23 protein-coding genes are annotated in these 23684 nt (G+C 66.9%); 10 read left to right on the top strand and 13 right to left on the bottom strand.

Going from position 1 to position 23684, the window contains the following annotated elements; translation table 11 throughout:
* Nucleotides 1-17 precede the first annotated feature (17 nt).
* The 4 genes from ABMA10_RS15090 to ABMA10_RS15075 all read right to left on the bottom strand — a co-directional run bounded on the left by ABMA10_RS15090 (nucleotide 18) and on the right by ABMA10_RS15075 (nucleotide 3969).
* Nucleotides 18-1217: an acyl-CoA dehydrogenase family protein gene (locus ABMA10_RS15090; protein ID WP_414693685.1), complete on the bottom strand. Its 1200-nt coding sequence runs from the start codon at nucleotides 1215-1217 to the stop codon at nucleotides 18-20.
* The gene (locus tag ABMA10_RS15085) at nucleotides 1214-2158 is read right to left on the bottom strand and encodes a DUF4349 domain-containing protein (RefSeq protein ID WP_347869496.1); all 945 of its coding nucleotides are present in this window, start codon (nucleotides 2156-2158) and stop codon (nucleotides 1214-1216) included. The genes ABMA10_RS15090 and ABMA10_RS15085 overlap by 4 nt, the downstream gene beginning before the upstream one ends.
* 62 nt (nucleotides 2159-2220) lie before the next feature.
* Entirely contained in the window at nucleotides 2221-3066 is an 846-nt protein-coding gene (locus ABMA10_RS15080) for an alpha/beta fold hydrolase (protein WP_347869495.1), read from the bottom strand.
* 51 nt (nucleotides 3067-3117) lie between these two features.
* The gene (locus ABMA10_RS15075; RefSeq protein WP_347869494.1) at nucleotides 3118-3969 is read right to left on the bottom strand and encodes an aldo/keto reductase; all 852 of its coding nucleotides are present in this window, start codon (nucleotides 3967-3969) and stop codon (nucleotides 3118-3120) included.
* Nucleotides 3970-4016: 47 nt separating this feature from the next.
* Between ABMA10_RS15075 and ABMA10_RS15070 the strand changes: the two genes are divergently transcribed.
* Nucleotides 4017-4583 (top strand): NADPH-dependent FMN reductase, encoded by a 567-nt coding sequence (locus ABMA10_RS15070; RefSeq protein ID WP_347869493.1) that lies wholly within the window; start codon nucleotides 4017-4019, stop codon nucleotides 4581-4583.
* 22 nt (nucleotides 4584-4605) lie between these two features.
* Here ABMA10_RS15070 and ABMA10_RS15065 read toward each other — a convergent pair whose 3' ends face one another.
* Nucleotides 4606-5814 (bottom strand): MFS transporter, encoded by a 1209-nt coding sequence (locus tag ABMA10_RS15065; RefSeq protein WP_347869492.1) that lies wholly within the window; start codon nucleotides 5812-5814, stop codon nucleotides 4606-4608.
* Between the two features lie 354 nt (nucleotides 5815-6168).
* Between ABMA10_RS15065 and nrdH the strand changes: the two genes are divergently transcribed.
* The 5 genes from nrdH to ABMA10_RS15040 all read left to right on the top strand — a co-directional run bounded on the left by nrdH (nucleotide 6169) and on the right by ABMA10_RS15040 (nucleotide 10787).
* Nucleotides 6169-6402 (top strand): glutaredoxin-like protein NrdH, encoded by a 234-nt coding sequence (nrdH, locus tag ABMA10_RS15060; RefSeq protein WP_056007615.1) that lies wholly within the window; start codon nucleotides 6169-6171, stop codon nucleotides 6400-6402.
* Between the two features lie 84 nt (nucleotides 6403-6486).
* Nucleotides 6487-6900, top strand: coding sequence for a class Ib ribonucleoside-diphosphate reductase assembly flavoprotein NrdI (gene nrdI, locus ABMA10_RS15055; protein WP_347869491.1), 414 nt, complete (start codon nucleotides 6487-6489; stop codon nucleotides 6898-6900).
* A 23-nt stretch (nucleotides 6901-6923) separates the two neighbouring features.
* Nucleotides 6924-9029, top strand: a complete 2106-nt coding sequence (gene nrdE, locus ABMA10_RS15050) for a class 1b ribonucleoside-diphosphate reductase subunit alpha (RefSeq protein ID WP_347869525.1) — start codon at nucleotides 6924-6926, stop codon at nucleotides 9027-9029.
* 155 nt (nucleotides 9030-9184) lie between these two features.
* On the top strand, nucleotides 9185-10159 hold the full coding sequence (nrdF, locus tag ABMA10_RS15045) for a class 1b ribonucleoside-diphosphate reductase subunit beta (RefSeq protein WP_347869490.1): 975 nt from the start codon (nucleotides 9185-9187) through the stop codon (nucleotides 10157-10159).
* A 118-nt stretch (nucleotides 10160-10277) separates the two neighbouring features.
* Nucleotides 10278-10787: a hypothetical protein gene (locus ABMA10_RS15040; RefSeq protein ID WP_347869489.1), complete on the top strand. Its 510-nt coding sequence runs from the start codon at nucleotides 10278-10280 to the stop codon at nucleotides 10785-10787.
* Between the two features lie 66 nt (nucleotides 10788-10853).
* Here the strand turns inward: ABMA10_RS15040 and ABMA10_RS15035 are convergent, their stop codons facing one another.
* From ABMA10_RS15035 to ABMA10_RS15020, 4 genes are all read right to left on the bottom strand, one after another.
* Nucleotides 10854-11060: a hypothetical protein gene (locus ABMA10_RS15035; RefSeq protein WP_347869488.1), complete on the bottom strand. Its 207-nt coding sequence runs from the start codon at nucleotides 11058-11060 to the stop codon at nucleotides 10854-10856.
* Nucleotides 11057-11734: a hypothetical protein gene (locus ABMA10_RS15030; protein WP_347869487.1), complete on the bottom strand. Its 678-nt coding sequence runs from the start codon at nucleotides 11732-11734 to the stop codon at nucleotides 11057-11059. The genes ABMA10_RS15035 and ABMA10_RS15030 overlap by 4 nt, the downstream gene beginning before the upstream one ends.
* Before the next feature lie 202 nt (nucleotides 11735-11936).
* Complete coding sequence (locus tag ABMA10_RS15025) at nucleotides 11937-13244, bottom strand: ArgE/DapE family deacylase (protein WP_347869486.1); 1308 nt, start codon at nucleotides 13242-13244, stop codon at nucleotides 11937-11939.
* A gap of 53 nt (nucleotides 13245-13297) precedes the next feature.
* Nucleotides 13298-14650 (bottom strand): MFS transporter, encoded by a 1353-nt coding sequence (locus tag ABMA10_RS15020; protein WP_347869485.1) that lies wholly within the window; start codon nucleotides 14648-14650, stop codon nucleotides 13298-13300.
* Nucleotides 14651-14785: 135 nt separating this feature from the next.
* Between ABMA10_RS15020 and ABMA10_RS15015 the strand changes: the two genes are divergently transcribed.
* Complete coding sequence (locus ABMA10_RS15015; RefSeq protein WP_347869484.1) at nucleotides 14786-15913, top strand: helix-turn-helix domain-containing protein; 1128 nt, start codon at nucleotides 14786-14788, stop codon at nucleotides 15911-15913.
* Between the two features lie 20 nt (nucleotides 15914-15933).
* Here the strand turns inward: ABMA10_RS15015 and ABMA10_RS15010 are convergent, their stop codons facing one another.
* Nucleotides 15934-16143, bottom strand: a complete 210-nt coding sequence (locus ABMA10_RS15010; RefSeq protein WP_347869483.1) for a hypothetical protein — start codon at nucleotides 16141-16143, stop codon at nucleotides 15934-15936.
* Between the two features lie 109 nt (nucleotides 16144-16252).
* Between ABMA10_RS15010 and cmtR the strand changes: the two genes are divergently transcribed.
* The gene (gene cmtR / locus ABMA10_RS15005; RefSeq protein WP_347869482.1) at nucleotides 16253-16606 is read left to right on the top strand and encodes a Cd(II)/Pb(II)-sensing metalloregulatory transcriptional regulator CmtR; all 354 of its coding nucleotides are present in this window, start codon (nucleotides 16253-16255) and stop codon (nucleotides 16604-16606) included.
* The gene (locus ABMA10_RS15000) at nucleotides 16603-17298 is read left to right on the top strand and encodes a cation transporter (RefSeq protein ID WP_347869481.1); all 696 of its coding nucleotides are present in this window, start codon (nucleotides 16603-16605) and stop codon (nucleotides 17296-17298) included. The genes cmtR and ABMA10_RS15000 overlap by 4 nt, the downstream gene beginning before the upstream one ends.
* A 40-nt stretch (nucleotides 17299-17338) precedes the next feature.
* On the opposite strand, the gene ABMA10_RS14995 is transcribed toward ABMA10_RS15000, so the two are convergent.
* Complete coding sequence (locus ABMA10_RS14995; RefSeq protein ID WP_347869480.1) at nucleotides 17339-17728, bottom strand: DoxX family protein; 390 nt, start codon at nucleotides 17726-17728, stop codon at nucleotides 17339-17341.
* 94 nt (nucleotides 17729-17822) lie between these two features.
* Nucleotides 17823-18458 carry a flavin reductase family protein gene (locus ABMA10_RS14990; protein WP_414693688.1) on the bottom strand — a complete coding sequence of 212 codons (636 nt, stop codon included), beginning with the start codon at nucleotides 18456-18458 and terminating at the stop codon, nucleotides 17823-17825.
* Nucleotides 18459-18659: 201 nt separating this feature from the next.
* Here ABMA10_RS14990 and ABMA10_RS14985 point away from each other — a divergent pair, with 201 nt between their 5' ends.
* A complete protein-coding gene (locus ABMA10_RS14985; RefSeq protein WP_347869479.1) occupies nucleotides 18660-19511 on the top strand; it encodes a sulfurtransferase in 852 nt (283 codons plus the stop codon).
* A 119-nt stretch (nucleotides 19512-19630) separates the two neighbouring features.
* Here the strand turns inward: ABMA10_RS14985 and hrpA are convergent, their stop codons facing one another.
* On the bottom strand, nucleotides 19631-23506 hold the full coding sequence (hrpA, locus tag ABMA10_RS14980; protein WP_347869478.1) for an ATP-dependent RNA helicase HrpA: 3876 nt from the start codon (nucleotides 23504-23506) through the stop codon (nucleotides 19631-19633).
* Nucleotides 23507-23684: the final 178 nt, after the last annotated feature.

Raw genomic sequence — 23684 nt, 5'->3', positions numbered from 1 at the left:
CCGCGCTGCAGCCCGCCTCAGACCGGGCCGAGCCAGGCGTTCGCGACGGTGGAGTGCGCCGATTCGTCGTCCGAGGGGTGGAACATCCCCGCCAGGACGTCGCGGTAGAGGCGCCCGAGCTCGCTCGACGCGAAGTAGCTTCCGCCGCCCGAGACGCGGATGGCCTGGTCGACGACGTCGCGCGCCGTCTCTGTGGCGCGGACCTTGAGCCCGACGAGCTTCGGGAACCACATCGCGCCGTGATCGACCTGTTCGTCGATGTCTCGGGCGATGCCCTGCAGCTGCGGGAGGATGCCGTCGTACGCGATCGCGGCCGCTGCGATCCTGCGACGGATGTCCGGATCGGACGCGTACGTCGCGCCGTCGGCCTTCTTCGAGGTCTTGCGATGCGCCGTCTCGACCGCGAGGTGGAGCGCGCGTTCGCCGATGCCGGTGTACACGGCCGCGATGAGCGTCTCGAAGCAGGCGAAGATCCCGAAGACGATCGCGTCGGGGTTCGGCCCAGGAGCGAGGCGACGCACGATGTGTTCAGGCCGCGACTGGGCACCCTGCAGCAGGGTCGTCCGACTCTGGCTCGCCCGCATGCCGACGGTGTCCCAGTCGTCGAGGATCTCGAACCCGCCTCGCGAGCGCTCGATGAACCCGTAGACGACCCTCGGTGCGTCGGGTGAGGTGGTGTCGAGGCCCGTCGTGCCGAGCCAGGTCCACGCGGGGGAGAGCGACGTGAAGATCTTCCGGCCGAAGAAGCGGTAGGAGCCGTCCGGGGCGGGACGCGCCTCGGTGTCGGACCCGAACAGGACGAGGTCGTTGCCGGCCTCGCTGACCCCGAACGCGTAGAGCTCGCCGGCCGCTGCGCCGTCGAGGACGAACGACAGCGAGTCGTCGCCGCGCTCGAGCAGCAGGTTCGCGACCCCGGTCCAGACGAGATGCATGTTGATCGCGAGCGCCGTCGCCGGAGCAGCCGTCGCCAGGCGCGACTGCAGCTGCGTGACCTCGCGCATGCCGAGGCCGAGACCGCCCGAGACGGTCGGAACGAAGGCGCGCAGGTATCCGCACGCACGCAGTTCTGCGAGGTCTTCGTCGAAGAAGGCGTTCTCGCGGTCCGCGACCGCCGCTCGTTCTCGGATCCGCTCGAGGATCGCCTCCGAGAGGATCGACGACGGATCGAACGTCTGGTGGGTCGTGCTCGGTCGGAGGTGGTTCGCTTGAGCGGTCACCGGTCCATTGTCGCACCGGGTCCGGCTGGAACGGCAGGACTCGGTTCGACGGGCGGTGCTGGGTGCTGCGTCTGCGCGGTCGAGGACCGCGCTGCTCCGCGCCGGCGGCCGCTCCGCACGACGAGGACGACGATCAGAGCGATGATCGCGAGCGGGAGGAGCCAGGGCAGGAGCACGCCGACGAGCACGATGAAGCCGCCGGCCGCCGCGACGAGCGCGTTCCAGCCGGTGACGACACCGCCCCAGAAGTCGGTCGGCACCCCTGGCGAGACCGTACCGGGAGCGACGACGGTGACGAACACCGAGGAGAAGTCCACCTGGTCGGCGAGGGCGTCGCGTTGCGCTGTGAGACCGTCGAGCTCCGCCTGGCGCTCCGAAAGGCTCGTCTCGGCAGCGAGGAGGTCCGCAGTGGTCGTCGCGTTCGCCATGAGCGCGAGCAGACGGTCGACGGAGGCCTGCAGAGCAGTGGTGCGGGCGTCGAGATCGGCGGCCTGCGCCGTGACGTCGACAGCGGAGATCGAGACGTTGTTGACGGTGCCGAGGGCCTTGAGCTTCGCGAGCACCGCTTCGAAGTCGTCTGCCGGGATCCGCACCGTGAGGTTCGCCTGGGCTGCCTGATCGGGCGTGCCAGGGGTCTCGTCACGGCTGTCGACACGTCCGCCGGCCTCGGTGACGATGCGTGCGGCGTCCTCCGATGTCGCGACGGGGTCCTCATCGGTGATCGTGAGCGATCCGGTCGTGATGACCTGCGGGGTGAGGTCGGCGGACGTCGTGCCGTCGCCGCCGAGTTGTGCGTCGTCGGCGGTCGTGCCAGGGACGATGCGCTCGGAGCTCGCACCGTTCGAGGCGTGATCGTTGCTCGCGGCGGAGCAGCCGGACAGGAGGAGACCAGCGACGACGACGGTGCCGAACACCCGGGAGAGAGCTGCTGTGCGCTTCATAGGATCACCATAGGGACGCGCGAGGCGGGCATGATGGAGGGACCCTGGGAAGCGGATCACGATCAGGTATCGCGCCGAGCACCCTGCACGACCTGGAGGTCCGCCCAGTCGCCGATCGTCTTCGTCGTCTGTGCCGGGCGGTCGCGGTGCACGTTGTGCCCGGCACCCTGGATGATCGTCATGCTGACCCGCTTGTTCGTGAGGACATCGGCGGCGAGTGGCCCTCGGAACAGACTGTAGACATCCGGGTCCGCCGCTACGACGAAGGTCGGGGTCGCCAAGGAGTGGGCAGCAGGCCGGACGTCCCACGGGTGGTTCTGATCGCTCGTCTGTTCGATCGCCCATCGGCTCGCCTGGGACACGGCCTGCACCTTCAACTCGATGTCCAGCGGGTGCCAGTCCGGATTCTTCGCGTGGACCGCCGCAATGGTGTTGTCCGCGAACGCAGCCTCCTGACTCGCGCGGATGACGCCGGCATCGTGCTCGTCGAGATGGATGGCCGGGTCGAGGAGCACCAGAGCGTCCGTCCAGTGCGGGTCTGCCGCCGCGGCGACCGCGGCAGCCGCACCGCCGAGCGAATGGCCGATCACGAGGTTCCACGGCGTAGCGCTGCCGGCCGATGGACGCGCCGCCACCAGGTCCGCCGCGTACGCCTCGACACGGTAGTCGAGGGTTCGTGGGGCGACGCCATGCCCGCGGAGGTCGACCGCGTCGACCCGCCAGCCACGATCGGCCAGCGACGCACAGATGCGCCAGGTGCTCGGCCCGTTGCTGCCGAGGCCGTGCACGACGAGCGCACGGTTCGGAGCATCCGGCGGACCCCAGCTGTGTCGTGGGAGTTCCACGGTGGTGATCGTGTGGACGGCGAGGGCGGACGCGGCGAAGGCGTCGGCGACGGGCTCGGTCATGCCGCAAGCCTAGAGCGCCGGATCACCGACGCCCGGCGGCGGCGCATCGGCTCAATCGAGCGTGTCAGGGTCCGTGCCGGTGCGCTCGCCGGACTCCAACGCCGAGATGGCGGCGATGTCGTCGTCGTCGAGTACGAAGTCGAACACGGCGAAGTTCTCGGCGATGCGAGCAGGCGTCACCGACTTCGGGATGACGATGTTGCCGAGCTGCAGGTGCCAGCGCAGGACGACCTGCGCGACGGATCGATCGTGCTTCGCCGCGATCGCGCCGAGGTCCGAGGCGGCGTCCACCCCGTCGGCCGACGGCGTGAAGAACCGCCCACGAGCCAGCGGTGACCAGGCTTCCGTCGCGATGCCGTGCTCGGCGTTCACGGCGCGTAGCTCACGCTGCGGGAGGAACGGGTGCAGTTCGATCTGGTTGACCGCGGGGGTGACCTCGGCGGACTCCAGCAGGCGCTCGAGATGGCTGCGGTGGAAGTTCGACACGCCGATCGAGTGGGTCCGACCCTCCGCCTGCAGGCGCTCGAGCGCACGCCACGTCTCGCGGTACCGGTCTTGCCGGGGAGCCGGCCAGTGGATGAGGTAGAGGTCGACATGATCGAGGCCGAGGAGTTCGAGACTCGTATCGAAGGCCTGGAGCGTCTCCTCGTAGCCCTGATCGCTGTTCCAGACCTTCGTCGTGACGAACAGCTGGTCGCGGGGGATGCCGGACTCGCGGATCGCCAAGCCGGTCCCGCGCTCGTTGCCGTACAGCGAAGCGGTGTCGATGTGCCGGTATCCGACCTCGAGCGCCGTCCCGACGACGGCGGTGCTCTCGTCGTCCGCGACCTTGTAGACGCCGAAACCGAGTTGCGGGATCGTGTGGCCGTCGTTCAGCGTGACGGTGGGCGAGGTGTCTGCCATCACACCAGTATCCTCGAAACGCATCCGTCATCGTCGAAAGGGAGTCCATGCCGCAGCTCATGATCGTCACCGGAAGCGTCCGTCCAGTCCGTGTCGGTGGTGCAGTCGCCGAATGGGTCCGCGGTGTCGCAGCCGCCGACGATCGTTTCGCGGTGGACGCCGTCGACCTCCGCGACCTGGCGCTCCCGTTCATGGACGAGGAGGCGCACCCGAGGAAGCGCGCGTACACGAAACAGCACACGATCGACTGGAGCGAGCGGGTCGACCGAGCCGACGCGTTCGTGTTCGTGACACCTGAATACAACTACAGCTACGCGCCGGCGCTGAAGAACGCCCTCGACTTCCTGATGCACGAGTGGTGGCGGAAGCCGGTCGGCGTCGTCAGCTATGGCGGCCTCTCGGGTGGGACGCGCGGCGTCGTGGCGTTACGGCCCGTCCTGCAGGCGCTCGGCCTGGTGAGCACCGGTTCGAACGTCGAGATCCCGTACGTCGCGCGACAGGTCGCCGATGGCGTGTTCGCAGCGAACGACCGTCAGCGCCTCGTCCTGCCGATGATGCTCGACGAGCTGGCGCTCCTGCACGGCGCGCTCTCACCCCTCCGCACCACCGCCTGACGAGGCACGCCGGGCCGTCGGGTCAGGATGGTTGTGTGTTGATCGGCTCGGTGTCGGGGATGGGGCTCGCGTCGCGCCCGCGGAGATCCGGGTGCCAGCGATGGCCGACCCAGGGGATCACGAAGCCGAAGAGGGCGAATGCCCCGGCGACCCAGAAGGCGCCGACCGCGCCCGAGCCGTCGATGAGGAAACCTGCGGCCGCAGACCCCATCGCGGCGCCGATGAGCTGCCCGGTGCCGACCCAACCGTACGCTTCGGCGGTGTCGCTGAACTTCACGCTCGCCGAGACGATCGCGAAGAGGACCGCGAGCGCCGGGGCGATGCCGATACCGGCGATGAACAGGGTGACCGACAGCCACCACGCGTTGAGGAAGAGGCTCGCGACGGACAGGCCAGCGAACACGATGAAGATCCGGCGGGCGAGCGCGTAGGGACCGATCGGCGTGTGGCCGAGCGCGAGGCCACCGGCGAGGGAACCGACCGAGAAGATGGCGAGGACGATGCCGGCTTCGAGCCCGTCGTGGCCGAACGTCGCCACGACACCGGCTTCGACCGCCGCGCACGCACCGACGAGCAGGAAGCCGACGATCGTCGCGAGGAGCACGGGCGGGCGCTTGAGGACCTGCCCGAGCTTGCGACGGCTCTTCGGGATTCGCACGCGGCCGACCTCAGGGGAGGAGATGAACCAGAGGCAGCCGACGACCATGATGACGGCGGCGAGCAGGATCCCCCAGACCGTGCCGACCTGGGTCGACACGAAGGTGGTGACCACCGGGCCGAGCACCCAGATGATCTCCTGTGCCGAGGCGTCCAGCGAGAAGAGGGGGGTGAGCTGCTGCGAGGTGACGAGCTTCGGGTAGATGGTGCGTACCGCCGGTTGGACCGGGGGCGTGGCGAGACCTGCGACGAAACCGACGGCCATGTACGCGGGGACGGTCATCGGGACGAGCGCGATCGTCGTGACCGCGACGGCGCAGACGGAGAGCGTGAGGAGCAGCACCTTGCGGATGCCCCAGACGCCCATCCATCGACTCGTCAGTGGGCCGGCGATCGCCTGACCGATGCTCGTCGCCGCGAGCACGAGACCTGCGGCACCGTATGAGCCGGTGACCTGCTCGATGTGCAGCAGGAACGCCAGCGACAGCATGCCGAACGGGAATCGGGCGGTGAGTTGCGCGGTGATGATCCGGGCGACGCCGGGGGTGCGAAGAAGGTCACGGTAGCTGCTCACAAGGACACCAGTCTATGGATCCGCTGGGGCGTCCGCGACACGCCCACGACACGCCCAAGGGAAGGTTCGATGTCGGTGGTGGGGAGGAGAATTTCACCTGTGGATAGATCTCCCTCAGACGGGGGAGAAAAGGCCGGGAATCCGGGATTTTCGCATGGCTCGGATGCGTTGGACCCAGTGGAGAACCGGTGGATAACTCCGTGAAAACGGTGGAGAACCCGGTGGAAAACTACAGGCCTGTAACTACTACCCCTTGGGGTTCGCCAGAAGGTCGCCAACTATATGTAGTATTGGAACCCCGGCGCAGGACGCCGAGGGAATCATCAGATTTTTGAGGGGAAGGCACGAAAAGCTATGGCAATCACGGTCTACACGAAGCCCAGCTGTGTCCAGTGCACGGCGACCTACCGCGCGCTCGACAACAAGGGGATTGAGTACAACATCCTCGACCTGTCCGTGGACGAGAACGCACTCGAGCAGGTCAAGGCGCTCGGCTACCTGCAGGCACCCGTCGTCATCACCGAGGAAGACCACTGGTCGGGCTTCCGCCCCGACAAAATCGAAGAGCTCGCCGCACGTCTGGCTTGAGCCCACGGTCGCCGGCTGCAGTATGAGCCAGCTCCTCCACCACCGATCCATCCGACCGTCCGGAATCCGACGAGGAGGTCCACCGTGCAACCGCGGCTGATCTACTTCTCCAGTATCTCCGGCAACACGCATCGCTTCATGCAGAAGCTCGAACTGCCCTCGTTGCAGCTCCCGCTGTATGCGAAAGACGAAGCCGTGCACGCCACGGCACCCTACGTCCTCGTCACCCCCACATACGGTGGGGGCAACGGAGACGGAGCAGTGCCCAAACAGGTGATCCGGTTCCTCAACGTCGAGGCCAACCGCTCCCTGATCCGCGGGGTCATCGCCGCCGGCAACACGAACTTCGGCGAAGCCTACGGGCTCGCCGGCGACGTGATCGCCAGCAAGTGCAAGGTCCCGCACCTGTATCGATTCGAACTTTTTGGAACCCAGGACGACGTCACCGCCGTCCATGATGGATTGGAATCATTTTGGCAGCAGCGCCAGTTTCAGTGATCGACGCACCGTCGACGAGCCAGATGGACTACCACTCGCTCAACGCGATGCTCAACCTCTACGGCCCGAACGGCGAGATCCAGTTCGACAAGGACCGTGAGGCCGCGCGGGAGTACTTCCTCCAGCACGTCAACCAGAACACGGTGTTCTTCCACTCGCTGAAGGAACGTCTCGACTACCTGGTCGAGAAGGAGTACTACGAGCAGGCAGTGCTCGACAAGTACCCGTTCGACTTCATCCAGAAGCTCAACGACCTTGCCTACTCCAAGAAGTTCCGCTTCCAGACCTTCCTCGGCGCGTTCAAGTACTACACCTCGTACACGCTGAAGACGTTCGACGGCAAGCGCTACCTCGAGCGCTTCGAGGACCGCGTCGTGATGACCGCTCTCGGCCTGGCCGACGGCGACCAGAAGCTCGCCGTGGCACTGGTGGAGGAGATCGTCGCCGGTCGTTTCCAGCCCGCGACCCCGACATTCCTCAACTCGGGCAAGGCGCAGCGCGGCGAACTCGTCTCCTGCTTCCTCCTCCGCATCGAGGACAACATGGAGTCGATCGCCCGCGGCATCAACTCCGCGTTGCAGCTCTCCAAGCGCGGCGGTGGTGTGGCGCTCTCCCTCTCGAACATCCGCGAGTCGGGTGCCCCCATCAAGCAGATCGAGAACCAGTCGAGTGGCATCATCCCCGTGATGAAGCTCCTCGAGGACTCCTTCAGCTACGCCAACCAGCTCGGAGCGCGTCAGGGCGCCGGTGCCGTGTACCTCAACGCGCACCACCCCGACATCCTCCGCTTCCTCGACACCAAGCGTGAGAACGCCGACGAGAAGATCCGTATCAAGACGCTGTCCCTCGGCGTCGTCGTCCCCGACATCACCTTCGAGCTCGCGAAGAAGGGCGAGGACATGTACCTGTTCTCCCCGTACGACGTCGAGCGCGTCTACGGTGTGCCCTTCGGAGACATCTCCATCTCGGAGAAGTACCACGAGATGGTCGACGACTCGCGCATCAAGAAGACGAAGATCAACGCCCGCGAGTTCTTCCAGACCATCGCGGAGATCCAGTTCGAGTCGGGCTACCCGTACATCGTGTTCGAAGACACCGTGAACAAGGCGAACCCGATCAAGGGCCGCATCAACATGTCGAACCTCTGCTCCGAGATCCTCCAGGTCAACACGCCGACCACGTACAACGAGGACCTCTCGTACAACGTCATCGGCAAGGACATCTCCTGCAACCTCGGCTCGTTGAACATCGCACTGACCATGGACTCGCCCGACCTCGGCCGCACCATCGAGACCGCGATCCGCGGCCTCACCTCGGTGTCCGACCAGAGCCACATCTCCTCGGTGCGCTCGATCGAGGACGGCAACGACAAGTCGCACGCCATCGGCCTCGGCCAGATGAACCTCCACGGCTACCTCGCTCGTGAGCGGGTGCACTACGGCAGCCCCGAGGGCATCGACTTCACGAACATCTACTTCTACACGGTGGTGTTCCACGCGCTGCGCGCCTCGAACCTCATCGCGAAGGAGCGCGGCGAGACCTTCGAAGGCTTCGCCGACTCGCAGTACGCATCGGGTGAGTTCTTCGACAAGTACACCGACCAGGTGTGGGAGCCCGAGACCGCTCGCGGCCGGGAGCTCTTCGAGCAGTCTGGTGTGCACATCCCGACGCAGGCGGACTGGGTGGCGCTGAAGGCGTCCATTCAGGAGCACGGCATCTACAACCAGAACCTCCAGGCCGTTCCGCCCACCGGCTCCATCTCGTACATCAACAACTCCACGTCGTCGATCCACCCGATCGCGTCGAAGATCGAGATCCGCAAGGAAGGCAAGCTCGGTCGCGTGTACTACCCGGCACCGTTCATGACGAACGACAACCTGGAGTTCTACGAGGACGCCTACGAGATCGGCGCCGAGAAGATCATCGACACGTACGCCGCGGCGACGCAGCACGTCGACCAGGGGCTCTCGCTGACGCTGTTCTTCAAGGACACCGCCACCACCCGCGACATCAACAAGGCCCAGATCTACGCGTGGAAGAAGGGCATCAAGACGATCTACTACATCCGTCTCCGTCAGCTCGCGCTCGAGGGCACCGAGGTCGACGGCTGCGTCAGCTGCATGCTCTAGCGGTTCACGCCGCCGGGCGTCATCCTTGGCGCATCGCACTTCGACAGGCTCAGTGACCGGACCTTCGGTCACTGAGCCTGTCGAAGGCCCCGCATCACCGGACCTGAGCTTGTCGCAGGTCCCCACCACACTTCCGATAGAGGACACGAATTCACATGTCAGAGAAGCTCAAGCTCGTCGACCGGGTACAGGCGATCAACTGGAACAAGATCGAGGACGAGAAGGACGTCGAGGTCTGGAACCGCCTCGTCAACAACTTCTGGCTGCCCGAGAAGATCCCGCTGTCCAACGACGTCCAGTCGTGGAACACCCTGACGCCGGCCGAGCAGCAGCTGACCATGCGCGTCTTCACCGGCCTGACCCTCCTCGACACCATCCAGGGCACCGTCGGCGCCGTCGCGCTCATCCCCGATGCGATCACACCGCACGAGGAGGCCGTCTACACGAACATCGCGTTCATGGAGTCGGTGCACGCGAAGAGCTACTCGTCCATCTTCTCCACGCTGAGCTCCACGAAGGAGATCGACGAGGCGTTCCGCTGGTCGGTCGAGAACCCGAACCTGCAGAAGAAGGCGTCCATCGTCATGGACCGCTACCACGGCGACGACCCGCTGAAGCGGAAAGCGGCCTCGACGCTCCTGGAATCGTTCCTCTTCTACTCGGGCTTCTACCTGCCCATGCACTGGTCGAGCCGCGCGAAGCTCACCAACACGGCCGACATGATCCGTCTGATCATCCGTGACGAAGCCGTGCACGGATACTACATCGGCTACAAGTTCCAGAAGGGTCTCGAGAAGCTGACCCAGGCCGAGCGTGACGACATCAAGGACTACACGTTCTCGCTGCTCTTCGAGCTGTACGAGAACGAGGTCCAGTACACGCAGGACCTGTACGACGAGGTGGGTCTCACCGAAGACGTCAAGAAGTTCCTGCACTACAACGCGAACAAGGCGCTCATGAACCTCGGCTACGAGGCGATGTTCCCGAAGACCCTCACGGACGTGAACCCCGCGATCCTCTCTGCGCTCTCCCCGAACGCGGACGAGAACCACGACTTCTTCTCCGGCTCCGGCTCCTCCTACGTGATCGGCAAGGCTGTCGTCACGGAAGACGAGGACTGGGACTTCTAAGTCACCGCGCGCTGCGACACGAGGGCCGGAGGGGATCGACGATTCCATCCGGCCCTCGTGCATGCGGCGGATCGAAGAGCTACCGTTGGGAGCCACGAACGATCTTGGGGGAGATGCCGTGACCGACACGCTTGACGCAGGAAGCACATCCACACGCGAAGGAGTGCCCGGTGCAGACATCATCCGTGCGATCCGTGCGCTGCTCGTCTGGGCGGTGTTGGCATCCCTCGTCTACACGGCGCTGAGCCACGCGACGCAGGGGATCTGTCCGGGCGGGTTCGACGGTAGTGGCGCCTTCATCGACGCCGACGGCATGCCGACGGACACCGCACCCAACTGCTTGACCGTCTCCCTGCTGCCGAGCCCGTTCGTCTACGGCATCATCGGCGGCAGTGTCATCGCGGTACTGAGCATCATCCTCCGCCGGGCCTCATCGCAGGCCGAGGCGCTGCGCTTCATCTCCCGTGCCCGCTGGATCGTCTGCGGCGTGGCGCTCGCGAGCATCCTCGTCGCGCAGATCTGGTTCGCACAGCTGGACCTCTCCAGCTGGAACGGAGGGCCGATCCAGGTCCTGTTCCCGTTCCCGTTCTCCTCGGGGTCGGTCGAGATCACACCGCTGCAGGGCTGAGGCGCTCACACCGGAGGGCCGGGCGGAATCAGTGATTCCGCCCGGCGCTCCGGGGTACGCGCTGTGTCAGCGAGACCGCTGGGAGCGCCGTTGCTTCTGCAATCCCAGCGCGATGAACGAGACGACGACCAGGGCCGCTCCCACGATCGCCAACCAGCCCTGTTGCTGTTCGAGGAAACCGGACCCGGTGACAAGTCCTTGGACCTGACTCGCGACGCTCAAGACGATGAGCACGAGCCCGGTCAGCGCGGCGATGATCTGCACGGTTCTCATAGCGGCCAGCACGTCCAGAGGATCCAGTTGTAGTTCAACTGGGCACCGTTGCCGTTGATGTTGCACACCTGGAGGGCGCCTGCTGCGGCGATGAGGCCCACCGCCACAGCGCCTGAGGCGAGTGCGCCGGTGGTGCTGATGGGGAAGCCCTCGATGTTCACGGCGAGCAGGCCAGCAATGGCGCCAGCCCCTGCGCTTCCGGTCGCGGCGAGCGTCGCCAGCCGGTCCATCGTGTCCTTCGGCACGGTCATGTGCACGCCCCAGGCGTCCTGCCAGATGCGTCCCTGCGCTGCCGCCGCGGTCACCGCCTGGCGGTCTTGGGCGGCCGGCGCCGTCGAGGTGCCGTCTGCGGCGATCACCGTGCCGCCGGAGCGGGCGAACTCCGCAGCGAACTCCTGGCCGGTCTCGCTCGAGGCGACCTCCGCCGGGACGGTTCGTGCGTCATAGGTGAGTGTGGCCTGGTCGACACCCGCGGTGAGCTGGTCGACGGTCTTGGCGAGCGCAGCCTCCTCCGGGGTGAGATCCGTCGTCTGCGCCGCGTCCATCGTCACGCTTTTCGCATCGGTGGGTACTTCGCTCGGCGCAGACGCGAACGCTGGCGCAGCCGTGGTGCACAGCAGCACTGCCGCTGTCAGGGATGCCCCCGCAGTCAGACCGATTCTGGTCGTCTTCATCCTCTGTGTTCCTTTCGTCATACTTCGGTTGTGGACCTCGGCCACGCTACGGTCAATCGACGGATCTCCCCAAATGGGGGACACGACCCGTGGCCCAAGAGGCCCAAGTGATGTACCGTGCGCGATTGCCCCGGGCATTACGAAGGATTTCCGCGATGGATCCCTGAGACACTGCGGTCGCCTTCCGTGCCCGCCGGATCGTCTACTCGACCCCGCACCATTCCGCGATGAAGAGGGCGATCGACTTGGTGATCCGCCGCACCGACTCGACGTCGACGCGCTCGTCGTAGCCGTGGATGGCCTCGGAGATGGGGCCGTACACGAGCGCGGGCACGCCGGCGTACTGCACGAAGACGCGGCCGTCGAGGTAGCCCGGGGTGACGAACGACTCGAGCTGAGCGCCGTCGAAGGCCGAACGGTGACTGTCCTCGAGCACCCGCTCCGCCTCTCCGCCTTCTTCGAGCACGTAGCCCTCCGCAAAGAACCCGGTCTTCGTGGCGGTAGCGGCCACCGCATTTCCGCTGGCGTCTTTCGTGATGTCGGCAAGCGCCGCCTCGATCTCGGCCCACGCCTGGTCGGCGGTCGTACCCGGATACAGTGCGACGCGCAGGTCGACCTCGCACCAGGCCGGAACGCTTGAGCCCCAGTCGCCGCCCTTGATCTTCCCGACGTTCAGGTTGATCGGGTGGTCGAGGTCTTCGAAGTAGCGGTGAGCGCCCTGCTGCGCGTTCCAGCGCTTCTCCACTTCTCGCAGTCGCTCGACGACGAAGTAAGCCGCGTCGATCGCGTTGAAGCCGGTCTGCATCTCGCGAGGGTGCGTCGGTCGGCCGTCGACTCGGATCCGGAACCAGATGACGCCCGTATTCGCGCGCACCAGCATGTCCTCCTCCGGTTCCGGGATGACGACCGCATCGGCGGTGTAGCCGCGCAGAAGCGCGGCCAGCGAGCCGTTGCCGGTGCACTCCTCCTCGACGACGGATTCGAAATGTATACGTCCGGTCGGAGTGAGCCCTGCGGCCCGCACCGCGTCGAACGCGTACAGGTTGGCGACGAGTCCGGCTTTCATGTCACCGCTGCCGCGACCGTACAGCCAGCCGTCGCGCACGGTGGCGTCCCACGGCGAGCGCTGCCACTGGTCCTCCGGCCCTTCCGGGACGACGTCGATGTGGCCGTTGAGGATGAGCGACCTGCCGGCGTCCTTCGGGGGCGTGTACGTGCCGACCACGTTGTCCATGCCTTCGTAGGAGATCTCGATCGCCCCGGCGCCGGGGTGCGCGGCGAGCTCGACCGGGTCGAGCTCCCATCGGTCCATGCGGAGGCCGCGTCCTGCCATGGCCCCGTAGATCAGGTCCTGCGCCGACGCCTCCTGCGCGCGGAGCGAGGGGTGTCGCACCAGCTCCTGTGTGAAGGCGATCTGGGCGTCGAACGCCTCGTCGACGGCGGCGAGGATGCGCTCCGTCTGCTCGCCGGTCACGGCAGGGGCGCCGGTGGGTGTCTGTAGGTCAGTCATCGGGGTCAACTTTCTGGTCGTGGGGAGTGATTTCGAGGCTGAGGAGTCCGGCGTCAGTCAGCACGCGCATCAATCGTCTGAGGCGAAGTCCGGGCCAGCCCGTCATCGGTGAGGCGCATCCGCTCACCGAAGGCGCCTCCGATCGCGGTGATGATGCAGATGCCGATGAGGACGAGTGCTGCTGGCCACGACGCACCCCCGCCGACGGTGAGCAGAGCGGTCGCGATCAGCGGCAGGAAGCCGCTCAGTGCGCCGGCGATGTTGTAGCCGAGGGAGACGCCGCTGTAGCGCAGCCGCGGCGGGAAGAGTTCGGCGAGCAGGGCTCCGGTGACGGCGTAGGCGATCGTGATCAGCGCGATGCCGATGCTCACCGCCACGGTGATGCCGAGGGCGCTCCTGGTGTCGATGAGCCAGAAGAGCGGGAAGGCGGCCAGACCCGTCGCGACCGCGCCGACGACGGTCATGCGTCCGGGCCCGAACCGGTCAGCGAGGCGTCCGGCGAAGATCGTGACGACCATCTGGAGCACGGCGGCGACGAGGGTGGCGTTGACCATGACCTGTCGGTCGACCTCGAGCACGTTGGTGCCGTAGCTGACGACGAAGGTCGTCATGATGTAGAAGCCGCCGACGCCGAGCATGGCCGCAGCGACCGCGATGAGCAGGCGCCGACCGGAAGTGCGGAAGAGTTCGATGACCGGCACTTTGGCCTGGTCGCCGCTCTCGACGAGCTGCTTGAACACGGGCGACTCTTCGACCTTCAGTCGGATGTAGAGCGCGACGCCGAGGAGCGGGAACGCGGCGAGGAACGGAATACGCCAGCCCCATGCGTCGAAGACTTCGGGGGGCATCATGAGCACCAGCGCGAAGGTACCGGAGGAGACGAGCGTGCCGACGGGGGACCCGATCTGCACGAGTGCCGCGAACCGTCCGCGCTGCTTCTCCGGAGAGTGCTCGATCGCGATCGTCGTGGCTCCGCCCCATTCGCCGCCCACCGCGAAGCCCTGGACGAGTCGCAGCACGGCCAGCATGATGGGCGCGGCGATGCCGACGGCGAGATAGTCGGGGAGGATGCCGATGAGCCCGGTCGCGCTGCCGATCATGACGATCGTGGTGAGGAGCGCGGGACGGCGTCCGTAGCGATCGCCGATCCAGCCGAACACGACAGCACCGATCGGGCGGGCCGCGAAGCCGACGCCGAAGGTCGCGAAGGCCGCGAGGGTCGCGCCCGACGGATCCAGGTCGGTGAAGAAGAGGCGGTTGAAGACGAGGGCCGCGGCGGTGCCGAAGAGGAAGTAGTCGTACCACTCGAGGGCGGTGCCGACGAAGGCCGCGAAGGCGATGCGTCGCGCATCCTGCAGACCGACCTGCGGTGGTGCCGTCTGCGTTGAGGGTGTCGGGTGAGACATGAGGACTCCGATGCGTGGGTAGGCGCAAGCATGTGAACATGCACGTCAGCAGTGACGGCGTGCTCCCATAGAACACAGTGACGGGGCGCTTCGGCAATCGTCAGGCTCACTCGATTCCCGGCCTAACATGGGCAAATGCACAATGATGCGAACGTCACTCCGGCGCTTCGACGGGGCGTCGACCTCTGTCTCGCCGATCTCGAGGCGATCACCGGGCTGTACGTCCGGCAGGTTCGCACGCTCACAGGCTACGTGGAGTCGGTCGTCGCTGAGCAGGACATCCACAGCACGGCGCGCCGCACGCTGCACCTCATGTTCCGGCAGCTGCGCGGGGAGCGGATCGACGACGAACTTCGCGAGCACTCAGGAGACATCGGCCGCAAGCGCGCGCGGCAAGGCGTTCCTCTCGAGTCGCTGCTCCGCGCGGTGCGGATGGACTTCCGCTTCATCTGGCAGGCGCTCGAGGAGCGGCTGCCCGACGAGACCGACCGGCTCTCCGACGACGTTGTCGTGATCTGGGAGGTCGTGGAAGCCCACACCACGAGCGTGCAGGCGGGGTACATGCTCGAGCTTGGTCGGGTCAGGGCCGAACTCGAGCAGGAACGGGCGTTTCTGCTCCGTCGGCTGTTGCACGGCAGCGAGGACGACCGGCATCTGCACCTGCAGGCTGGTAAGGCACTGGAGATCCCCGAACGCGGGCCTTACTGGGTCGTGGTGTCGCATCCGGATTCCGCGCCACAGTTCGCCACGAGCGTGCTCGCGAAGTTTCCGACAGCCGTATGTCTCCGCCTGGACGGCGTGGAGTTCGCCATCATCGCGGCTGCGGAACACGTGCATCCGGCGCTCGCAGACCAGCAGCTGGGCATCTCGCAATCCGCGGCCACGCTCTCCTCCCTCGGCGCGATGTGGCTGCTCGCCCGAGAACTCGCAGAGCTCGCAACTCCGGGTCGGGCGGCCACCGTCGCGTCCTTCTGGCCGGTGCTGGCTGCTCGTCAGCTCGGTCCGATCGCCACGGGGTTCGCAGAGGATGCCCTCGCCGCTTTGCGTCTGCTCCCATCGGTGGAGCAGGCGCTCCTGATCGAGGCGGTGACGGTGTATGCCGCCTCGGGCTCGGCCTCCGTGGCCGCTGCGGAGCTGTTCTGCCACCGCAACACGGTGATGAACCGTCTGGCACGGTTCGCGCAGCTGACGGCGCTCGACATCACGGTGCCGGACGATGCCGCCACAGTCAAGCTGCTCCTCGCGGTGCAACGAGCGAACTGACCGCTGCAGGGCTGTGGAGCTCAGAAGCCCCAGGTGGAGAAGACCCAGCTGAACCAGAACGCCATCGCGCCCTGGAGGACGGGGAAGAAGAGGACGGCGGTCGTCGTGATGGCGATCGCGAGGATGACCACGAGCGAGATCGCGGCGACGAGACCGTCCTGGGCCGCGCTGCGCGGCTGCACGGACTCTGCGACGAGCAGTTCGTCCATCGTGGTTTCGGTCTCGGGCATGATTCCCCCTGTGGCTCTCGTGCTCTCGACCTTACCTGCACCTGCGCGCGGAGGGCGCGTGTCGGCCGAGCGTTCGACAACAGGTCAGCTTGCGCTGTATGGTCAGTGCATGCTGACTCGTGCTCCCCGCCTCGAGGTGATGAACCGGCTCGGCCGGGCGATGGCCGATCCCACGAGATCCGCGATCCTGATCGAGCTCCTCGACGCTCCCGGGTATCCCGCGCAGCTCGCGCTGGACCTCGGCCTGACCCGCTCGAACGTCTCCAACCACCTCGCGTGTCTGCGGGGCTGCGGAATCGTCGTGGCTGTGCCCGAAGGGCGCCGTACCCGGTACGAGATCGCGGACCCGCATCTCACGCGCTCCCTCGGAGCACTCGTCGATGTCGTCCTCGCGGTGGACGACGGCTCGCCGTGCGACGACGAGACGTGCGACGTCCCGCTGTGCTGCGCGCCAGGCGCATGAGCGACCAGGCCGCCGTACTCGCCGACGCACGCGCTCGACTGCTGCCCGCGCGTCGGGTGATCCTCCAGCGGCGCATCCGCCTGTTGGTCGCGATCACCATCACCTACAACGTGGTCGAAGCGATCATCGCGCTCGCGGCGGGCTCGGTCGCCTCGTCTGCCGCGCTCATCGGGTTCGGGCTCGACTCAGTCGTGGAGGTGCTCTCTGCCGCTGCCGTCGCCTGGCAGTTCGCGAGCCCCGACCCGGAGCGCCGTGAGCGGACCACCCTCCGCATCATCGCCGTCTCGTTCTTCGGGCTCGCCGCGTACGTCGGTCTCGATGCCGTCCTGTCGCTGGTGGGTCTGCGGGAGGCAGAGCACAGCCCGGTCGGCATCGTGCTCGCGGCGGTCAGTCTCGCGATCATGCCGTTCCTCAGCTGGTTCGAGCGCCGCACCGGACGTGAACTCGGTTCGGCCTCGGCGATCGCCGACTCGCGGCAGACCTTGCTCTGCAGCTACCTCTCGGCGGCCTTGCTCGCGGGGCTCCTCCTCAACACGCTGCTCGGCTGGACCTGGGCTGATGCTGCGGCAGCGCTCGTCATCGCGGGGTTCGCGGTGCGGGAGGGGTTGGAAGCGTGGCGCGGTGACGTGTGCAAGACGCCGGTCGGCGCCTTGACCGGCGACCTCGAGGTCGAGCGCTGCGACTGCTGTTGAGCCGCCTCGCTGATGCGCGGGTTCTCTGACAGCTGTTCGGTCAGGACCGAGGCGAGCGCGTGGACCAGAGCGCGAGTGCGATCAGGGCCGGCTGGAAGAAGAGCCGCAGGAAGCGGCGGTTGTCCGTGTCGAGACCGAAGGCGTCACGTCGGTTGATCCATTGCGACAGGTTGCCGGGGAAGATCGCGGTGAAGAACGCCGCGGCGAGGTTGCCGACCGCGGTGCGCCGTACGCCCGACACGAGTGCTGCACCGAGCGCGATCTCGACGACGCCGGATGCAAGGACGGTCGTGTCCTCGTCGATCGGCACCCATTCCGGCACCTGCGCCTGGAAGTCCTTTCGCGCGAAGGTGAGATGGCTGATGCCGGCGAAGACGAGCGTCCCTCCGAGCAGCAGGCGTCCGACGGTGCGCGCTTTCGATCCGGCCATGGGGTTCCTCCTCGACGATGGTGATCCGCCCACGCTATCGACCGGAGGGACGCCGCGAGGAGGGCTTGCGCAGTCGCCCGTTCGGCAGCGGTGCTCAGCCGTCGATCTGGGAGTTCGAGTCGAGACGGTGCCAGGTGCGGTTGTGGTAGACGAGGGGCGCGCCGTCGAAGCTCGGGGAGAACGACGGTGCCGCCGGGGTCGTCGGCTCGACCAGCGTGGCGGGCGCCTGCGTCGTTCCGACGGTTCCGTGCTGCTGCGACACGCTCGACTCGAGGGCGTGGACGGCGATGACCGTCGACGTGCCTGCCTCCATGCGGTTGACGATCCGACCGCGGATCCAGACACCGTTGCCGGTGAAGTAGGGTTCGCCGGTCGGGAGGCGGTCCCAGATCGAGGTGTCGGCGAACCGGTCGATGCCGCTCGTCGCGCACAGTTTCGCGATGTGCAACTGGTCCGAGCCGAGGAGATGGACCACGACGGTGTCCGCGGCCGTGATAGTCGGTGCACTCGACGACAGGCTGGAGACGGAGAAGACGAGCAGCGGAGGCTCCGCGCTGACGGAGAACACCGAGGTGGCGGTGAGACCGACCGGACCGCTGCCGTCGTCCGCGGTGATGACCGAGACCCCGGCCGGGTGCTGGCGGAACGCCGCCTTGAAGTCGTCGGCTGGCAGCGAAGCGAAGCCGTGTGCGACGTCACCGCCGTCGATCGGGGCTGGCAGGGCGGTCACGGAGGCGGCTGCCTGGTGGACTGAGCTCACGGAGGATCCTTCGAACGGGCTGCGGATGACTGCTGCAACGATCGATTCGGCGCACGTTGCAGACCCTACGTTTCGCCCATCCAGCGCGCACTGCAACTCTGTTACCCGGTGTGACAGGCTGATGCTCGCGCCGAGCCGCCTCCAACGCCGACCGCTGCGTACGCTGGGGGCATGTCGATCCTCATCTCGCCAGCCGAACTCGCCGCGCTGATCGCCTCCGACACGGCGGTGCGTCTCCTCGACGTCCGCTGGCGGCTCGACGTCCCGGACGGTCGCCCGGCCTACCTGGCAGGTCACCTGCCAGGAGCGGTGTACGTCGACCTCGACCGTGATCTCGCGGACCATGTGCCCGTGGGGCGGGTCCCCGTCGATGGTCGACACCCGCTCCCGAGTACCGAGGCGCTGCAGGCCTCGGCGCGATCGTGGGGGATCGACGATGGTGACGTGGTGGTGGTGTACGACGACCTGAAGAACCTCTCCTCGGCTCGCGCCTGGTGGGTCCTGCGGAATGCCGGGATCACGGACGTCAGGATCCTCGACGGCGCGCTCCGAGGATGGTGCGACGCCGGCCTCCCGATCGAGGCGGGAGCGATCACGCCGCAGCCGGGCACGGTGACCCTCGGCGCCGGAGCCCTGCCGAGTATCGGACTCGACGAGGTCGCTGCCTGGCCCGGTACCGAGCGGGTGCTGCTCGATGCCCGTGCGGCCGAGCGCTATCGGGGCGATGTCGAGCCGGTCGATCCGCGTGCCGGGCACATCCCCGGTGCGATCAGCACACCGACGACGGGGAACGTGGACGATGACGGCCGCTTCTTGACGCCCGACGCGCTGCGTGAGCGCTTCCTCGAGGCCGGTGTGCCCGAGGGTGCCACGGTCGCCACGTACTGCGGCAGCGGGGTCACGGCAGCGCACAACGCTGTCGCGCTGACGCTCGCCGGCTTCGACCCGGTGCTGTATCCAGGGTCGTGGAGCGAGTGGGCGAACCACCCTGAGCTGCCGGTGGCGACGGGCCCAGGAACCTGACCCAGACACGCTGCAGAATTCAGGGAATCCTGCGTGGTAGCTGCCGAATCCGCGCGACTACGAGCGGGAATCGGACATATGGTCCGGCGAGCTGACGGATTCCCTGAATTCTGAGCAGCTCAGTTGGCGAGGATCTTCTGGAGCCGCTGGAGCGAGACGGACTCCGCCGTACCCAGCTGCTGCGCGAAGAGACTGATGCGCAGCTCCTCGATCATCCACCGCGCCTTCACCAGGTGCTCCGGGGCGTCCGCGGGCAACGGGATGACACCGCCCGCCGCCTCGAAGCGGGCAAGGGCGGTCTGTGCTTCGGTCATCCACACGCGGTCACGGTTCGGGTTGTCGGCGAGTCGTTCGGCACGGTACTTGATCCCGGCGAGGTAGCGAGGCAGGTGGTCGAGACGTGCCGAACCCGTCCGCGAGACGAAGCCGGGGAACACGAGTCCGTCGAGTTGGCTGCGCATGTCGGTGAGCGCCGCCAGCAGCGTCATGCTCGTCGCCGCCTTCATCGCCTTCTCGGTGTCGCGGGCCGACTGCAGGATGCGGGCGACGACTGCGACCGTCTGGAACATGCGGTCCATGACCGACGCGGAGACCCGGTCGCGCAGCGTCTCGTACTGCAGTTTCGAGAAGACCTGGCCATCGGGCACGACGCGGTACAGGACGTCGTCGATGCAGGCAGTGAGGCAGTCCTCGAAGAGCGCCGCCGTCGAACGGTACGGGCTCGTCGCGAGTGCGAGCTTCTCGTTCGCCTTGAGGTGCTGTTGCACGTATGCAGTCGGTGACGGGATCGCGAGCAGGAGGAGTCGGCGCACACCTGACGGCATGGCGCGCTGTTGATCCGCCTCGGTGCTCATGATCCGGACCGACACGCTCGAACCGTCGTCGACGATCGCCGGATAGCCTCGGATGACACCGTCCTCCTGACGGATGTCGATGAAGCGTGGGAGGTCGTCGAAGTCCCACCGCGTGAACCCCGACTTCTCGATGGCGTTCGCGACGCGGGCTGCCGCGACCTTGGCGACGCTGGCCCGCGTGCGCTGTTTGAGGCGTTGCTGGAGTTCGACGAGGTTCTTGCCGGTCGCGAGCGTGCGCCCTCGTTCGTCGATGACCCGGAAGGTCACGAGCAGGTGCTCTGGGACACGGTCCATCTCGAAGTCTGAGGCCGAGATGTCCATGTAGGACAGCCGTTTGATGGCGTTCGCGAGGCGGTTCGCGAAGGAGTCCTCAGAGGCCGGACGATCGGGCGAGACCGACGGGATCTCGGCGGGCAACTCCGCCATGAGCTTCGCCGCCCAGTCGGCGGCCGGGACGATGTTGCGTCGCAACGCCTTCGGGAGCGCCTTGATCATCGCGGTGATGAGGTCTTTGCGGAGACCGGGCACCTGCCAGTCGAAGCCGGCGGGGGAGAGGCGGTCGAGGAGGGCGAGCGGGACGATCGCCGTCACGCCGTCGTCGTCGCTGCCGGGCTCGAAGCGATAGCTGAGCTTCAGCCGCTGGTCGGCTTGCACCCATTCGGCGGGGAACAGATGCTCATCGACCGTGGGGGTGTCCTCCGGGAGGAGGTCCTCCTGGCGCATCGTGAGGAGATCGGGCTGCTCGACGCGCGCCTTCCGCCACCAGGTCTCGAAGCCCCTCGTGGTCGAGACCTCCGCAGGGACTCGGGCGTCGTAGAAGTCGAACACCGCTTCATCGTCGAACAGGATGTCGCGACGGCGGGTACGTTCTTCGAGCTCGCCGAGCTCCTTCCGCAGACGACGGTTCGCGCGGTGGAAGTCGAACAGCTTGTCGCGGGCGATGTCGTGCGTCCACTCGCCGTCGACGAGGGCATGCCGGAGGAACAACTCGCGCGCCTGTTCGGCGTCGATGCGACCGAACTGCACACGGCGACGCGGCACGATCGGCACGCCGTACAGGGTGACCTTCTCGTAGGCGACGGCAGAGCCCTGGTTCTTCTCCCAGTGCGGCTCGCTGTAGGAACGCTTGCAGAGGTCGCCCGCGATCTGTTCCGCCCACGCCGGATCGATCGAGGCGTTCGTCCGCGCGAAGAGACGGCTCGTTTCGACGAGCTCGGCGCTCATGACGGCGTTCGGCTGCTTCTTCGCGAGCGCGGACCCTGGGAAGAGGACGAAACGGGTCTGGCGGGCGCCGATGTAGTCGCCCTTCTTCGCGGTCTTCGTCGCGGGCGGTGCACCACGACCCTTGACGACCGGCGCGACCGTCTGGTCCTTCAGGCCGATATGCGAGAGGAGCCCGGCCAGCAGTGACTTGTGGATGCCGTCGGGGTTCGCCGAGGGCTCGTCGATCGTCAGACCGAGCGGCTTCGCCAGCTGGCGCAGTTGACGGTAGACGTCGTGCCACTCCCGGACTCGCAGATAGTTGAGGAACTCAGCCTTGCACAGACGCCGGAACGCGCTCGAGGAGAGCTCGTCCTGCTTCTCCTCGAGGTAGTTCCAGAGGTTCAGCAGTGCGATGAAGTCGCTCGTCGGGTCGACGAACCGACGGTGCAGCTCGTCGGCCTTCTGCCGGTGCTCGAGCGGGCGCTCGCGAGGGTCCTGGATGGTGAGCGCCGCAACGATCGCGAGGACCTCGCGGGAGACGCCGTGCCGCTTCGACTCGACGACCATGCGGGCGAACCGCGGATCGATCGGCAGGCGGGAGAGGTCGCGGCCGACCCGCGTGAGCGACGGACCGGCGCCCCGGGGCGAGCCGTCAGCGAAGGTGCGGTGATCGATCGCGCCGAGTTCGCTCAGGAGGTCGACACCATCCTTGATGCCGCGTGCGTCCGGTGGCTGGAGGAAGGGGAAGGCCGCGATGTCACCGAGACCGAGCGAGATCATCTGGAGGATGACCGCTGCGAGGTTCGTGCGCAGGATCTCCGGCTCGGTGAACTCGGGGCGCTTCGCGAAGTCCTCCTCCGAGTAGAGTCGGATGGCGATGCCGTCGCTCGTGCGGCCGGAGCGCCCGGAACGCTGGTTCGCGGAGGCCTGCGAGATGGCTTCGATCGGCAGGCGTTGCACCTTCGAGCGGACGCTGTAGCGGGAGATGCGGGCGGTGCCGGCGTCGATGACGTACTTGATGCCTGGAACGGTGAGGCTCGTCTCCGCGACGTTCGTCGCGAGGATGATGCGGCGGCGGAGACCGGCGACCGTCGACGGCTGGAAGACCCGATGCTGGTCAGCGGAGGAGAGCCGACCGTAGAGCGGCAGCACCTCGGTGCCCGGGAGGTTCCGCCCGCGGATGGCGTCGGCGGCATCGCGGATCTCGGTCTCTCCCGAGAGGAACACGAGCACATCGCCCATCGACTCGCGCGCGAGTTCGTCGAGCGCTGCGTTGATGCCTTCGAGGTAGTCGCGATCGGCGGATTCGGACTCGGGCGCGTCCTCGTCGTCGTCGCCCGTCTCGTCGGCCAGGAGCGGGCGGTAGCGGACCTCGACGGGGTAGGTCCGGCCGGAGACCTCCACGATGGGGGCTCCCTCGAAGTGCTTGGAGAAGCTCTCCGGATCGATCGTGGCGGAGGTGATGATGACCTTGAGGTCGGGACGCTTGGGGAGCAGCTGCTTGAGGTAGCCGAGCAGGAAGTCGATGTTGAGACTGCGCTCGTGGGCTTCGTCGATGATGATCGTGTCGTACTTGCGCAGCAACCGGTCGCGGTGGATCTCGTTCAGCAGGATGCCGTCCGTCATCAACTTGATCTTCGTCGCCTTCGACGCCTGATCGGTGAACCGCACCTGGTAGCCGACGACACCGCCCAGCTCCTGGCCAAGCTCCTCCGAGATGCGCTCGGCGATCGTGCGGGCCGCGAGGCGGCGGGGCTGGGTGTGCCCGATCGACTCCCGTCCGAGTTCGAGACAGATCTTCGGCAGCTGGGTCGTCTTGCCCGAGCCCGTTGCGCCGGCGACGATGACGACCTGGTTGTCGCGGATGGCGTCCGCGATCTCCTCGCGGGCAGCGCTGACGGGCAGCTCTGGCGGGTAGGCGATTCGGATCTCTGACATCAGCCCTCCATCGTATCGGTCGGAGCAGTGCAGAGCTCCGTCACGCCGCCGACCGCCCGTGTCATACGTCGACACACAACGGGTGGGGTCTGTGGGCCGGCCGTACGCTGACGTCATTCCTCGGCCCGCTGTCGGCCATCCTCCCGATCGAACGGAGCAGCACGTGTCGGACACTGAA

Origin of the sequence: Plantibacter sp. RU18, assembly GCF_050613355.1 — a bacterium.
GTDB lineage: Bacteria > Actinomycetota > Actinomycetes > Actinomycetales > Microbacteriaceae > Plantibacter.
The sequence above is the reverse complement of the archived record's forward strand: the minus strand, read 5'-3'. Positions and strand labels throughout refer to the sequence as shown.

Excerpts from the sequence above, each read along its gene's own strand:
- ABMA10_RS15085 (WP_347869496.1), bottom strand. The coding sequence starts at position 2,158 with ATGAAGCGCACAGCAGCTCTCTCCCGGGTGTTCGGCACCGTCGTCGTC.
- ABMA10_RS15080 (WP_347869495.1), bottom strand. The coding sequence starts at position 3,066 with ATGACCGAGCCCGTCGCCGACGCCTTCGCCGCGTCCGCCCTCGCCGTC.
- ABMA10_RS15075 (WP_347869494.1), bottom strand. The coding sequence starts at position 3,969 with ATGGCAGACACCTCGCCCACCGTCACGCTGAACGACGGCCACACGATC.
- ABMA10_RS15070 (WP_347869493.1), top strand. The coding sequence starts at position 4,017 with ATGCCGCAGCTCATGATCGTCACCGGAAGCGTCCGTCCAGTCCGTGTC.
- nrdH (WP_056007615.1), top strand. The coding sequence starts at position 6,169 with ATGGCAATCACGGTCTACACGAAGCCCAGCTGTGTCCAGTGCACGGCG.
- nrdE (WP_347869525.1), top strand. The coding sequence starts at position 6,924 with ATGGACTACCACTCGCTCAACGCGATGCTCAACCTCTACGGCCCGAAC.
- nrdF (WP_347869490.1), top strand. The coding sequence starts at position 9,185 with ATGTCAGAGAAGCTCAAGCTCGTCGACCGGGTACAGGCGATCAACTGG.
- ABMA10_RS15035 (WP_347869488.1), bottom strand. The coding sequence starts at position 11,060 with ATGAGAACCGTGCAGATCATCGCCGCGCTGACCGGGCTCGTGCTCATC.
- ABMA10_RS15030 (WP_347869487.1), bottom strand. The coding sequence starts at position 11,734 with ATGAAGACGACCAGAATCGGTCTGACTGCGGGGGCATCCCTGACAGCG.
- ABMA10_RS15025 (WP_347869486.1), bottom strand. The coding sequence starts at position 13,244 with ATGACTGACCTACAGACACCCACCGGCGCCCCTGCCGTGACCGGCGAG.
- ABMA10_RS15020 (WP_347869485.1), bottom strand. The coding sequence starts at position 14,650 with ATGTCTCACCCGACACCCTCAACGCAGACGGCACCACCGCAGGTCGGT.
- ABMA10_RS15015 (WP_347869484.1), top strand. The coding sequence starts at position 14,786 with ATGCACAATGATGCGAACGTCACTCCGGCGCTTCGACGGGGCGTCGAC.
- ABMA10_RS15010 (WP_347869483.1), bottom strand. The coding sequence starts at position 16,143 with ATGCCCGAGACCGAAACCACGATGGACGAACTGCTCGTCGCAGAGTCC.
- cmtR (WP_347869482.1), top strand. The coding sequence starts at position 16,253 with ATGCTGACTCGTGCTCCCCGCCTCGAGGTGATGAACCGGCTCGGCCGG.
- ABMA10_RS15000 (WP_347869481.1), top strand. The coding sequence starts at position 16,603 with ATGAGCGACCAGGCCGCCGTACTCGCCGACGCACGCGCTCGACTGCTG.
- ABMA10_RS14995 (WP_347869480.1), bottom strand. The coding sequence starts at position 17,728 with ATGGCCGGATCGAAAGCGCGCACCGTCGGACGCCTGCTGCTCGGAGGG.
- ABMA10_RS14985 (WP_347869479.1), top strand. The coding sequence starts at position 18,660 with ATGTCGATCCTCATCTCGCCAGCCGAACTCGCCGCGCTGATCGCCTCC.
- hrpA (WP_347869478.1), bottom strand. The coding sequence starts at position 23,506 with ATGTCAGAGATCCGAATCGCCTACCCGCCAGAGCTGCCCGTCAGCGCT.